Source organism: Paenibacillus harenae (assembly GCF_030812415.1).
GTDB lineage: Bacteria > Bacillota > Bacilli > Paenibacillales > Paenibacillaceae > Pristimantibacillus > Pristimantibacillus harenae_A.
The window spans coordinates 483,344-495,467 of the sequence record NZ_JAUSST010000004.1 but is presented as its reverse complement, the minus strand read 5'-3'; the positions used below and the strand labels follow the sequence as shown (position 1 = coordinate 495,467).

10 protein-coding genes are annotated in these 12,124 nt (G+C 52.5%); 1 reads left to right on the top strand and 9 read right to left on the bottom strand.

The genetic code is table 11. The features are described 5' to 3' along the window. Positions 1–85: 85 nt before the first annotated feature. The 8 genes from dtd to J2T14_RS17105 all read right to left on the bottom strand — a co-directional run bounded on the left by dtd (position 86) and on the right by J2T14_RS17105 (position 9,361). The gene (gene dtd / locus J2T14_RS17140; protein ID WP_307472628.1) at positions 86–529 is read right to left on the bottom strand and encodes a D-aminoacyl-tRNA deacylase; all 444 of its coding nucleotides are present in this window, start codon (positions 527–529) and stop codon (positions 86–88) included. Between the two features lie 62 nt (positions 530–591). Continuing rightward, complete coding sequence (locus J2T14_RS17135; protein ID WP_307200201.1) at positions 592–2,772, bottom strand: RelA/SpoT family protein; 2,181 nt, start codon at positions 2,770–2,772, stop codon at positions 592–594. A 361-nt stretch (positions 2,773–3,133) separates the two neighbouring features. Next, positions 3,134–3,664, bottom strand: a complete 531-nt coding sequence (locus J2T14_RS17130) for an adenine phosphoribosyltransferase (protein ID WP_307200202.1) — start codon at positions 3,662–3,664, stop codon at positions 3,134–3,136. Between the two features lie 53 nt (positions 3,665–3,717). Continuing rightward, on the bottom strand, positions 3,718–5,730 hold the full coding sequence (gene recJ, locus J2T14_RS17125) for a single-stranded-DNA-specific exonuclease RecJ (protein ID WP_307472626.1): 2,013 nt from the start codon (positions 5,728–5,730) through the stop codon (positions 3,718–3,720). Between the two features lie 35 nt (positions 5,731–5,765). Then, positions 5,766–6,683: a cation diffusion facilitator family transporter gene (locus J2T14_RS17120; RefSeq protein ID WP_307472624.1), complete on the bottom strand. Its 918-nt coding sequence runs from the start codon at positions 6,681–6,683 to the stop codon at positions 5,766–5,768. Between the two features lie 205 nt (positions 6,684–6,888). Further along, positions 6,889–7,809: a protein translocase subunit SecF gene (gene secF, locus J2T14_RS17115; protein ID WP_307472622.1), complete on the bottom strand. Its 921-nt coding sequence runs from the start codon at positions 7,807–7,809 to the stop codon at positions 6,889–6,891. After that, the gene (gene secD / locus J2T14_RS17110) at positions 7,799–9,031 is read right to left on the bottom strand and encodes a protein translocase subunit SecD (RefSeq protein WP_307472619.1); all 1,233 of its coding nucleotides are present in this window, start codon (positions 9,029–9,031) and stop codon (positions 7,799–7,801) included. The genes secF and secD overlap by 11 nt, the downstream gene beginning before the upstream one ends. Positions 9,032–9,115: 84 nt before the next feature. Next, entirely contained in the window at positions 9,116–9,361 is a 246-nt protein-coding gene (locus tag J2T14_RS17105) for a post-transcriptional regulator (RefSeq protein ID WP_307472616.1), read from the bottom strand. 172 nt (positions 9,362–9,533) lie between these two features. Between J2T14_RS17105 and spoVB the strand changes: the two genes are divergently transcribed. Further along, positions 9,534–11,108, top strand: a complete 1,575-nt coding sequence (spoVB, locus tag J2T14_RS17100) for a stage V sporulation protein B (RefSeq protein ID WP_307472613.1) — start codon at positions 9,534–9,536, stop codon at positions 11,106–11,108. 53 nt (positions 11,109–11,161) lie between these two features. Here spoVB and J2T14_RS17095 read toward each other — a convergent pair whose 3' ends face one another. Then, positions 11,162–11,944, bottom strand: coding sequence for a DUF421 domain-containing protein (locus tag J2T14_RS17095; RefSeq protein ID WP_307472612.1), 783 nt, complete (start codon positions 11,942–11,944; stop codon positions 11,162–11,164). Positions 11,945–12,124 lie beyond the last annotated feature (180 nt).

The following is a 12,124-nucleotide window of genomic DNA, read 5'->3' as shown; positions in this document are numbered from 1 at the left end:
TATCTTCCTCCAATGAACATGCTTCAGCCGCTCGCCCTGCGGCAAGCCGCCGTGTCATGATTATTGTTGCCCGCTCCTCCGCCGTTTAAGCGCCGCTTTCCAAAATAAGCGTCACCGGTCCGGAATTGACCAGTTCCACATCCATCATCGCGCCGAAACGTCCGGTCTCAACCGTAAGCCCCCGCTCGCGGAGCGCGGCGTTGAAAGCATCATACAGCGGCTCCGCCTGCTCCGGCCTGGCTGCTGCCATGAAGTTCGGACGCCTGCCTTTGCGGCAATCCCCATACAGCGTGAACTGCGATACCGACAGCAGCCCGCCGCCGACGTCCGCCACGGAATGATTCATTTTACCCGACTCATCCTCGAAAATGCGCAGCCCCGCCACTTTATCAGCCATCCGCTTTACATCGTCAATCGTATCCTCATGCGTAATGCCTACCAGCAGCACGAGGCCGAAGTCGATCGCTCCTGCAATCTCGCCATCAATGATGACCTTCGCTTCCTTGCTGCGTTGAACGACAACTCTCACTTCAATTATCCCCCAATATGCAAAGAGCCAGCACACAAGCCTGCATGCTGACGCTCTTACGTTTATTGCATCGTCCGTTGTACGGAATAGATGTCTTGCACTCGTTTAATGCGCTCGACGACCGATGACAGATGATCGATGTTGCGGATGAGCACCGTTATATGGATGAGCGACATTTTGTTTTTGACCGAACGGCCCGTTACGGCGGAAATATTCGTCTTGCTCTCGGATACCGCTTGCAGCACCTCGTTCAGCAAGCCTCTGCGGTCGTGGCCGGTAATCTCGATATCGACGCTGTAATTCGCGTCCGTCGAGTCTTCCCACTCGACCTCGATTACGCGTTCCGCCTCTTCGCCGTCCATGCCGAACGGGATGTTCTGACAGTCCATGCGATGGACCGACACGCCGCGGCCGCGCGTAATGTAGCCGACAATCGCATCGCCCGGAACAGGATTGCAGCAGCGCGCGTAACGCACTAGCAGGTTGTCGATGCCTTTCACCGTAACCCCATGGTTCGGACGAGGCTTCTTCGTCCCCGGAGACTTGAGCTCCTTCGGCTCGCTTGTGAGCTCGATCAGATTCGCCTCTTCGGCTTCCTTGCGCATCTTCTCCGTCAGCTTCGTGCAAATTTGCGCTGCCGTTATGCCCCCGAAGCCTATCGCCGACATCATATCCTCAATATCGTTGAACGCGAACTTGCCCGCAGCCTCCTGCAGCTTATCCTCGCTCAGCCACGCGGACGGATCAAGACCTAGACGCTTCAGCTCGCGCTCGAGCAGATCGCGGCCTTTGGCGACGTTCTCCTCGCGCTTCTCCTTCTTGAACCATTGACGGATCTTGCTTCTCGCATGCGACGATTGCGCAATCTTCACCCAATCCTGGCTCGGTCCGTAAGAATGCTTAGACGTTAGAATCTCGACAATGTCGCCCGTCTTCAGCTTATGGTCCAGCGGGACGATCCGGCCGTTCACCTTCGCGCCGATCGTTCGGTTTCCGACTTCCGTATGGATACGGTAGGCGAAGTCAAGCGGCACAGAGCCCGCGGGCAGCTCAATGACTTCTCCGCTTGGCGTGAAGACGAATAATAGATCCGCGAAAAAGTCCATCTTCAGCGATTCCATAAATTCCGACGCATCGCGAGCCTCATGCTGAAGCTCCAAAATCTCGCGGAACCACGTCATCTTATCCTCGAAGCTTCCGCCTGGTACAATCGACCCTTCTTTGTACGCCCAATGCGCCGCGATACCGTATTCGCTTGTCCGATGCATTTCCCACGTACGAATCTGAACTTCGGTCGGCTCGCCGTTAGGACCGATCACTGTCGTGTGAAGCGACTGGTACATATTCGCCTTCGGCATAGCAATATAATCCTTGAAGCGGCCCGGCATTGGCTTCCAGAGCGTATGAATGATGCCCAGCGTCGCATAGCAGTCCTTGATGTTATCGACGATGATCCGAATGGCCATCAGATCGTATATCTCGTTGAACTGCTTGTTGCGGCTGGTCATCTTCTTGTAAATGCTGTACAGATGCTTCGGTCTGCCTGAAATATCGCCTTCGATGCCCATTTCATCGAGCTTCTCGGTAATTCTTGAGATAACATCCTCAATGAATTGCTCGCGTTCCGCCCGTTTCTTCTTCATCAAATTGGCGATGCGATAATATTGCTGCGGATTCAGATAACGGAGAGCGATATCTTCCATTTCCCATTTGATCGCCGAAATACCGAGCCTGTGAGCGATTGGGCAGAAGATTTCGAGCGTCTCGTAAGCAATCCGCCGCTGCGCCTCCTCGGACTGGTATTTGAGCGTCCGCATATTATGAAGACGATCCGCCAATTTAATCAAGATGACGCGAATATCCTGCGCCATAGCGACAAACATTTTACGATAATTCTCGTTCTGCTGCTCTTCCTTCGACTGGAAACGGATTTTTTCCAGCTTCGTCAGACCATCGACGAGCATCGCACAGGTTTCGCCAAATTTCGCGCGTACGGTCTGCAAATCAACCGTTGTATCTTCTACAACGTCATGAAGCAGCGCTGTGATAATCGACAGCACGTCCATCTGCATATCCACGAGTATATCAGCAACCGTAACCGGATGAAGGATATAGGGCTCTCCCGATTTTCGAACTTGTCCGTGATGGGCTTGTTCCGCGAAATCATAGGCTTCCTGAATGCGTATGAGGTCTTGTTCTTTCATATAGGCGGATGCCTTCTCAAGTAATTGCTCAATGCCCATGAAACTTCCCTTTCCAAGCGTAAACGGCTGAAGCCATATTGTGGCAGCGCAAGCTCGTTTCGCGATGAAATTTATGCCATGAAAAAAGATGCCGATGGTCCATTCATTAATAACTCCGTATTTTATCGAAAGCGCTGCAAATGATGCCCGCTCATACGTTTTCCGAGTTTTCTAATATTATGCCTGCAATTACGGCATTGCGTCAACTATTCGGGCGTAAACGGCGCTCGAAATCCTCTGGCGGCAAAAGCTGAGCAGCCAAGACCGCTAAATCCCTCCAATAGTGGCAAAAACCGCCTTGCCCGTAGCCAAGCGGCTGCGAGAGAGGCGGTTGATCCCGCTGCATGCAGCGGAGTTAATGTCAGCTATAAGTCATAAGCGAGAATACGTCGATACCTTCGAGCTTCTCGCGACCCGTTAAGTACGCAAGCTCGATAAGGAAAGCCGCCCCGACAACTTCCCCGCCGAGCTGGCGAACCAGGTTGATCGAAGTCGCGATCGTGCCGCCTGTCGCGAGCAGATCGTCGGCGATCAGAACGCGTTGGCCCGGCTGGATCGAATCTTTGTGCATGGCAAGTTGATCTTTGCCGTACTCCAGGTCGTAGCTTGCCGTAATCGTCTCGCCTGGCAGCTTGCCGCTCTTGCGAATAGGAGCGAAGCCTACGCCAAGCGCAAGCGCAAGCGGAGCGCCTACAACGAAGCCGCGCGCTTCGGGACCTGCTATAATGTCGATCTTCATATCGGCAACCGCTTTGCGGATCTCTTCGATCGCCGCGCGATAAGCGCCGCCATCCTTAAGCAAAGTCGTAATATCTTTGAAACGAATGCCCGGCTGAGGGAAATCATGGATGACCCTTATATAATCCTTGAAGTTGTACTCTGTATTTGACACGAACCGTCAACCCTTTCTATTCCTTTGTTTCACTTGTTCTATCCTAACATAAACTACGCTTTCTGCAACATCGCATTCTCGCGCGCTTCTATATAACGCTTCGAAGTAGATAAGTCCCGCTTGCTTGGAGATAACGTTGCGTTCATCATGCCGTCTTTCCGTTCGATGAAAGCTAGCTCCTCGAATACATCCAGCATCAGCTCCACCGTCTCTCGGGGCATTCTATGCTGTCCGGCCAGCTTGCCGATTAAGCCGTCAAGCGGTACGCTGCCAAGCTTCTTAAGCTGTTGGTAAATAATGATAAAATGCTCTCGTTCCGGGAACTGCCGCGGCTTATCGTCAGCCTGGTAATGAAGATCCTGAAGCTGCAGCTGCGGTTTGCGCCTGCCGTTCCATTCATTAATGGACAGCTCGCCTATGACATCGATAGAATACCCGGCCTGCAGTCCTTCCGATAACGACCCCATGCTGAATCCGATGGCGTCCAGCAGCTTTCTGCCGCTTCCAAGCTGCAGCTTCAGATGCTTCGACTCTTTGCCGATCGTCCGCTTCTCTGCAAGCTCCACCGACTGGAACAACAGCCGTGGCGATAGATTGCCCATTCCGAACGGCTCGAGCTGGGCCAGCTGTGTCACCGTCTCCAACGATGCGTCATCCAGCTTGCACACGATATCGACAGCCGTCTTCGGAATCCAGTCGTCTTCGGTAAGCCATTCCAGCGCCAGCTCGCATAGCTTCTGCTCGAAGGCTTCCAGATTGTCGCGATGAAGGCTCATGCCTGCCGCAGCCTGATGTCCGCCGTAATGATCCAGCCATTGCCCGCATTCCGTAAGAGCGGCATGCAGATCGTACCCGTCTATCGATCTGGCCGAACCTTTGCACATGCCTGTCTGTTCATCTATGCCAAGAATAATAACCGGCTTATAATTACGCTCCAGCAGCTTCGACGCCACAATGCCGATAACGCCGACATTCCAGCCTTCGCCCGCAAGTACAATGACCGGCGGGGGAGACGTTCCCGCCTCTTCAGCCGCCGCGCACTTCGCGAGCCACTGCAGCTCGGCATCCTTGACCATCGACTCAACGATGCGCTGGCGCTCCTTGTTCAAGCTGTCTAGTCCCGATGCGGCCAATATGGCCGTATCGTAATCCGCTGTCGTCAGCAGTTCGACAGCCCGCTTCGCGTGATCGAGGCGCCCTGCCGCGTTGATGCGCGGCGCGATTCCGAAGGCGACAGACGTGGACGTCATGACATCCAGCTCGATGCCGCAAGCTTCGGACAACGCCCGGAAGCCTACACCCGCGTCGCTCCGCATTCTCTCCAAGCCGTACTTGACGAAGATACGATTCTCGTCCACGAGCGGCATCAAATCGGCAATCGTCCCTAAACTGACAATATCGGTCCACTCAAGCGGCGGGCGCTCCAAGAGCGCGGTAGCAAGCTTGAACGCAACGCCGACACCGGCAAGCCCCTTGAACGGATAACCGCAATTGTCCTGCTTCGGATTAACGACCGCATAAGCATCCGGGATAACTTCCGGCGGCTCGTGATGGTCAGTCACAACGACGTCGATGCCTAGCTCCTTCGCATATTCGATCTCGTCATACGCGCTAATGCCCGTGTCGACCGTTACGATCAGCTTGACGCCCTCTTCGGACGCAAGCGCGATCGCTGCGCGGTTCATGCCGTAACCCTCCAAAGCCCGATGCGGAATATAATAATCAAAATGATAGCCTAATTGACGAAATAAGTAGATGAGCAGCGATGTGCTCGAAACGCCATCGGCATCGTAATCGCCGTATATGCGTATTTTGTCGCCTGCAGTACCCGCAGCGCGTATGCGCTCGACCGCCTTATCCATGCCAAGCAACAAGTACGGATCGTGAAGATGTTCTTCCCCGCCGTGGATGAAGCGCGATGCCGCGTCCGGGCTGTTATGACCCCGTTGGACAAGCAACTTTGCGACGAGTGCAGGCACACCCAGCGCCTCTGCTATAAGCCCTGCTTGGCGTTCGTCTTGTTCGTTCCATGGCGCGATCTCCCACCGTGTCTTCCTTTGGACCATTCAGCTTCCTCCTCCTACGCTATCTGCTCTGGCCATTATTGCAGCAGCGTCGGCACCTGCTCCTGATTCGGATCGTGATTCGATTTGTACGGATACCCGGGATCGTACGGTTCTACGTAAATAGATACATCGGTCAGGTGCAAAAATCGTTTCATCAGCAGTTGCTTTACCCGTTTCGCTATTTCCTGTCCTTCAAGCACGGTAATGCGCGGATTTACGCTAATGACTACGTCCGCGACAACGTAATGTCCATGCTCCCTGGCGCGCAGCGATTCGACCGTCACGACACCTTCCACACGTTGTATGAGCTGCATGAGCTCGTTCGGGTCTTCTTCCTGAGCTTCTTGTCTTGCATCCTTGCGCGCTATCGCTTGGACTAATTGAAAACCGTTGTATACGACAATAACGGCAATGACAAGCGCTGCAGCCGGGTCAAAATAATAGAGAGCAGGAATCGCCAGCGCTTTTCCGATTATTGCTGCCCCAGCGCCAATAAAGGCTGCAAGCGTGCAATATAAACCCGAATGCCGCTCCTTCCTCGCGGAGAAAAGCTCTTTGAACAACCAGCCTGCGGCAATCGCCGCGAGCGCGCTCCAATGCGGTGCTCCAGCAACGCCCTCTACAAGTTCGCGAATCGCCGAAATACCGACTTCCAGGCCGATAATGAGCAGCAGAACAGACATTAAGATGCGCGCGCCTGTGCCCTTGCCGGAGTCTTGCGCATGTGACGGCTTCGACTTCTTGCTTTCCCTAAGCATACGATTATCGCGCAAACCCGTCAGCACGGCAAAAGCCCCCGCCGCCTCGGCAGCCGAACGGAACGCGTCGGCAAGCAATGCTTTGCTGCCCGTCAGCCAGCCCATAATGCCTTTCACGACTGTTAGCAGCATGTTTCCCCATAAGCCGGACCAGCCTTCGGCCTCTGCTTGTGCATATCGCTGTGCGGTTGACATGGTACCCTCCTAAAAAGTTTTGCGAATGCAAAACTTACTTCGTAAGCATCAACTTAAAGTTTTGCGAATGCGAAACTTACTTCGTAAGCATCAACTTAAAGTTTTGCGAATGCAAAACTTACTTCGTAACTTCTCTCGCAGCCTTGTAAGCGAGGCGAGCGGCTAGGCTCGCTTGCGCAAACCTAACCGCTGCTTCGTATCCTTATTATGGCATTGCGGAAACATTGACTGCTTTCTTCGGCTTCTGTTTTCCTTTTAACAACAGCCACAATGGGCTCGCGATACAAATCGAAGAGTAAGCGCCGCTAGTCAGACCGATAATCTTCGCAAGGGCGAACAGCTTAATCGATTCGCTGCCGAAGATGAACAAGCTTAGAGCAACAACCAATACGGCGAGTACCGTATAAATGTTCCGCGCCATCGTCTGCCAAATACTCGCATTAACCATGTCGGCAAGCTGTTCGCGGTTTTTGAATTGGCCGAAACGAAGGTTTTCCCTGATCCGGTCGAAAATAACGATTTTATCGTTGATCGAGTAGCCGATTGTCGTCAGAACGGCCGCGATAAACGGCAGATCGACTTCCAGCCGGAAGATCGAGAAGAGCGCGATAACGACGAAAGCGTCATACAGAATCGCAATATTCGCCGCAACCGCAAAGCGCCATTCGAAACGAATCATCACATAAATCATAATCGCGACGCTGGCGATCAGAATCGCCCAGATTGTCTTGATGCCCAGCTCTTGCGCCATGTCTGGCGATACGACGTTGACTTCCGCCGATGCTTGCTCGCCGTATTTGTCCGTGAACAGCTTCTTGATTTCCGTAATTTTGTCTTGCGGAAGCACCTCATCGAATCTGGCAGACACGCGATCATTGCCCGTTCCGCCGACTGTCGGCGTAATGTCCTTTATGCCAGCCTGCTCGATGACCGCTTTCGCTTCCGCTTGCGTCGTGCTCTTGCCAACGGAAATATCCATGTTCGTGCCGGCTTTGAAATCAACCCCGAAGTTCAAGTTGAAAATTAACAACGATAAAATACCTATAACCGTAAGAGCGATCGAGAATATAAAAAACTTATTCCGATGCTTGATAAAATCGAACCGGATCTTCGTATTATAGTTCACGAATCTCAGCCTCCTTCACACCATAGTAGCTTGGTTTCGTAAACATATTGCTCTTAATAAGCAGCATGATAAGGAAACGCGACAAGAAAATATTCGTCAGCATACTTACGAGAATACTGAAGATCATCGTAAGGGCGAAGCCTCGAATGGCTCCGTTGCCGATGTAATACAGAACGGCGCTTGCGATAATGTTCGTAATGTTCGCGTCCATTATGGTACGGAAGGAGTTCTTCGAACCGGCTTTAAGCGACGAAAGCAAGCTCTTGCCGCTGCGAATCTCCTCTTTGATCCGCTCGTACATAATGATATTCGCATCGACGGCCATCCCTATGCCGAGAACGAAGGCGGCTATACCAGGCAAGGTTAGCGTCGCATTCATTAAGTTAAACACGACAACGAGCAGCCACGTATACGTTATAACCGTAATCCCCGCAACGACGCCAGGAATTCGGAACAAAATAACGAGGAACACGAGAATAATAGCCGTACCGATAAGTCCTGCCGTAACCGTATCCTGAAGCGACTCTTGACCAAGCTTGGCGCCTACGGATTGCGTATATTTTTCGTTAAGCTGGAGCGGCAATGCGCCCAGATTGATTTTGTCGCGCAAGTCTTTGGCTTCGTCCGTCGTATAATCTCCGGTAATCGTTGCAGACCCGCCGGGGATTGCGCTGCTGACCATTGGCCTCGACAACTCTTCCTCGTCCAGCCAGATCGCCAGATATTGTCCGATCAATTCTCTTGTGATGTCTTCGAACTTCTTCCCGTCCTTCAGCTTGATCGTTACGAACGGCTTGTTCAACTCGTCATAGCCGATGCCTGCGCCGTCCGGCACGAAGTCGCGTCCGTCCAGCCTGATTTTGCCGTCCGGATCGCGAAAGGTAAGGTTAATGGGCTTTGCAAGCACCTGTTTAACTTCTTCCTCCGTCGTAACGCCCGCAATCTTAACGCGGATACGGTTCGCGCCTTCGGTCGTAATCTCCGGCTCGGCGATGCCGAGCGCGTCGGCACGCTCTTCCAGGTTCCGCGCCGTTTCCTTCAACGATTCCGGTGTAACCGCTTCCCCGCCTTCAAGCGGAACCGCTTCGTACAGAACCTCGAAGCCGCCTTTCAAATCAAGGCCTAGCCGAACATTTTTCACGAGCGAAGGGCTTGTCCAAGCGATTACGCCAAACATAATGACCACGATCGCAAGGAAGGCAATTAATCTCTTCCCAAACATACGTCTGAATCCTCCTTATGATCTCAATATTCCTATTATACAGACGCCGCAAAATCGAGTCAAAAAGAAAAGAACCCCTTTTCGTTAGAATGGAGTTCCTTTGAACGCGCTGAGCGTCATATAGTTCATGAACTGCGTCACCTTGAGCGATAGGATGTCGTTGACGAGTTGATGCAATTCAGGCTGCCCTTTTTTGACATACTTCGCATTTACGCATGCCCACACTTCCTTGCCCGTAACATGCTCGTAGCCGATCAATCTGAACTCCTCCGCCTTGCTGTTGCACAACTCTTCGATCATTTCGCTGAGTTCTTCGCCTTCGATAGTCATGACGCACCTCCCGAAATCTTCCTCTATAAGCGGACTACGTCTTATTATTCGCTACGACTTGTTCATATTCCTGCCCTGCAAAAGCGATTTCGCAAAAATGACTGACATTGAACCGGACATGCTCCGCATAAAGATGATACTACCAGATTCGAAAGAGAAGAGGCAATTACCTATGACGAAGCAAACGTTTATCAAAGGAGCGATGATTCTGCTGGCGGCGGGCATCATCAATCGCTTGCTCGGATTTGTACCCCGGATCGCATTGCCTCGCATTATCGGGGCTGAGGGCGTCGGCTTATATCAGTTAAGCTATCCGTTCTTAACGGTCATGCTCACCATCATAACAGGCGGCATTCCGCTTGCCGTCGCCAAGTGGATCGCAGAAGCCGAGACGCAAGGCGACTCCGCCCGCGTCAAGCAAATATTCAAAGCCGCAATGGGGCTGGTTACGACGCTCGGCATCGTCATGACAGCCCTCCTATTGCTGTTCGCACCCTGGATTACGAGTCATGTACTGCCCGACGAGCGCGTATACCGTACCTTCATCGCGATGACGCCGATGCTGCTTATTATTGCGGTTTCATCGGTATACCGCGGGTATTTTCAAGGGAAACAAAACATGCTGCCGAGCGCAATCTCGCAAATTACGGAAACCGTTATCCGCATTATCGCTTCGCTTACTCTAGCGTACCTGCTGCTTCCGCGAGGTCTGGAATGGGCGGCGGCCGGGGCGATGCTTGGCGCAGTCGCCGGCGAGATCGGCGGCTTCGCCGTGCTGCTGTGGAAGTACAAGCGGGACAAAAGAGAGGCTGAGCCGTCTTCGGATGCGGGTTCGGTTTCGACCGGGAACGGGAAAGAGAACGGGAAAGCATCGCCAGTGCTGAGGCGGCTCCTTAGCCTTTCGATTCCGGTTACGGGCAGCCGTCTCGTCGGCTCGTTGTCGTATTTGCTGGAGTCCATTTTCACGGCGAGAAGCTTGGCGGCAGCAGGCATTGCGACAGGGGTGGCGACCGCTCAATACGGTGCGCTGCAGGGGATGATTATCCCTCTTCTGCTCCTGCCCACCGCTCTGACCTACTCGCTTTCCGTCTCCCTCGTCCCTTCGCTTTCGGAGGCGGCGGCCAAGGGCGACCGCGCTTTGATCCACAAGAGGCTTCACCAATCGATGCGGCTCTCGCTCGTCTTCGGTGCTCCGTTCATCGTCGTCATGTTCTTATTTGCCGAGCCGATCTGCCGTATTCTTTACAACCATTCCGATATTGCGCCGATGCTGCAGCTTATCGCCCCCATCGGTCTGTTCATTTATTTGCAAGCACCGCTGCAGGCGGCGCTTCAAGCGCTTGATAAGCCTGGCACGGCGCTCATCAATACATTCTTCGGCGCAGCCGTTAAGCTTATACTGATCGTGCAATTGGCTTCCGACCCAAAGCTCGGTATTTACGGCGCGCTTATCGCGATCAATGTCAATATTGTGCTCGTCACTGTTCTGCATGGCATTAGCGTCCTTCGATTTATCGGCTTCCGAATGAAGTTTCTCGATTTCGTCAAAGTCATTGCAGCGATGGTCATCATGGGGGCTGCCGCACGTTTCACGATGAATCAAGAGCCGCTTCCGGCTGAATGGATCAATCTGCTTCTTGCATGCGCAGCGAGCGCAATTGTGTACTTGCTGCTGATGATCTGGATGAAATTCATCGACCGTTACGATGTAATCCGAATACCAATCCTGAGGCGATGGTTTAAATAGTCAAGCACGCAAAAAAAAACAGCGCATAAACCTTTTTACGCTGCTTTTTTCCGTTAATTCGGCCTTCTCTTATTCATATCGACGAACAATTTGCCGCGATGGTCAATCGTGCAAAAAAATACATCCTTGAAGTCGGTGACGCCTTCCTCCTGCAGCACGTTTTTGAGCCAAAATCTCGTTTTTTCGATTTTGCTTAAATTTTCATCCTGCACCTTGCCGTCCATAATCAGCGGTATCGGCAATATCTCGAACCGAAAATTCGGAGGAATGATATTTTTTCTCCACTCCGCCTTTAGCTTTGGCTGCTCCGTCTCCGTGGGAGAAGACAGGTTCTCCTCATTAAAGCCATTCTCGTTACCGTCGTTCGACTCGTCGGCAGCGGCCGTGTTATCCCGAGGAATGACAGACAGCTTGCCGGTTGTCTCCAGAATGGCAAATTCAACGTCGGCTACGGAGCTGATTTTATTTTCACGTAATTGAAGCAAAAGATCGTCCAGGTTATAGCGTTGCTTGCGCATAGTGTCTTTGTTTATTTTGCCTTTTTCGATAATGACATTCGGCTTGCCGTCAAGCAGTAGCCTCAGCCTCCGGCTTTTCATCGAAACAATCGCGCTGGCCAATTGAATAAGCATGAGCACAACCATCGGCAGTATGCCGTCCCACATCGGCCGTTCTACATCCTCGATGACGATAACCGCGATCTCGGCGATCATGACCGAAATAACAAGGTCAAGCACCGACAACTTGCCTATTTCGCGTTTTCCCATGAACCTCATGATGAGGAACACCACGAAATAAATAATAACCGTCCGGACCAACAGGCTCCAAAACTCCACTGGAATCCGCCTCCTCGACATGTCATGCCAACCGTGTTTTTGTCCGTAAAGCTATTCTAGCCTTCGTCCCCGGACATCATACGAGCGGCGACAGACGAATAATTGGCAATGGCGGGTTGTCCCTACACCCTGAATAAATCATACAAGCCGTAATATTCCGGCAAGCTTGACCATAAGGTT

Excerpts from the sequence above, each read along its gene's own strand:
- J2T14_RS17135 (WP_307200201.1), bottom strand. The coding sequence starts at position 2,772 with ATGGGCATTGAGCAATTACTTGAGAAGGCATCCGCCTATATGAAAGAA.
- recJ (WP_307472626.1), bottom strand. The coding sequence starts at position 5,730 with ATGGTCCAAAGGAAGACACGGTGGGAGATCGCGCCATGGAACGAACAA.
- J2T14_RS17120 (WP_307472624.1), bottom strand. The coding sequence starts at position 6,683 with ATGTCAACCGCACAGCGATATGCACAAGCAGAGGCCGAAGGCTGGTCC.
- secD (WP_307472619.1), bottom strand. The coding sequence starts at position 9,031 with ATGTTTGGGAAGAGATTAATTGCCTTCCTTGCGATCGTGGTCATTATG.
- J2T14_RS17105 (WP_307472616.1), bottom strand. The coding sequence starts at position 9,361 with ATGACTATCGAAGGCGAAGAACTCAGCGAAATGATCGAAGAGTTGTGC.
- spoVB (WP_307472613.1), top strand. The coding sequence starts at position 9,534 with ATGACGAAGCAAACGTTTATCAAAGGAGCGATGATTCTGCTGGCGGCG.